The organism is Vibrio sp. 2132-1 (genome assembly GCF_033344315.1).
The window spans coordinates 1-579 of sequence record NZ_JAWPON010000615.1; the positions used below are offsets into that span (position 1 = coordinate 1).

The 579-nt window shown below is 48.5% G+C and carries 2 protein-coding genes; both read right to left on the reverse strand.

The window, feature by feature from the left end; translation table 11 throughout:
* The coding region (locus tag R8N47_RS26980; RefSeq protein WP_318186339.1) for a response regulator at window positions 1-239 on the reverse strand (239 nt) is incomplete at its 3' end.
* Window positions 232-579 (reverse strand): sensor histidine kinase (locus R8N47_RS26985; protein WP_318186340.1); only part of this gene is annotated, 348 nt, incomplete at its 5' end. The genes R8N47_RS26980 and R8N47_RS26985, both read right to left, overlap by 8 nt.

A 579-nucleotide genomic window follows, 5' to 3' on the forward strand; every position in this document is an offset into this window, starting at 1 on the left:
AGAACGATGAATTGAAAGTGGTGATTTTTGCTCAGCAGCGTGCGCATAAACTCTAAGCCATCCATGACCGGCATGTGAATATCCGTAATGATGATGGCTGGAGAATTGGCATCGATAACTCTGAGTGCTTCAACGGCATTGGGAAAGCAAGTGACTTCAATGCCCTCGATAAGTAGTGCTTGTGAAACGGCATCACGAATGTGTGGTTCGTCATCAACAAAGATAACTGCGTTATGCATGGTCGTTTTCCGTTACTGGTTTGGTGGTACTGGTGTTTGCCATCGGAACGGTGGCAACAAAGGTCATGCCGCCTGACTCACCCGATTGCGTCCCTTGGTGGTTATAGGCGCTGAGCGCTCCGTGATAGCTTTCTAAAATACGTTTTGAAATGGTCAAACCCAGTCCGAGCCCTTCTGGTTTGGTGGTAAAAAACGGGTCAAAGATTTTCGCCAGTGCCTCGTCAGACATCCCCGGGCCGTTATCTGACACTAGAATATCGCAGCTCGAATCGTGGCATTGAATCGCGATGGAAATTTGCGGATCAATACAATAGCCATCCATCGCTTGCGCAGCGTTGTG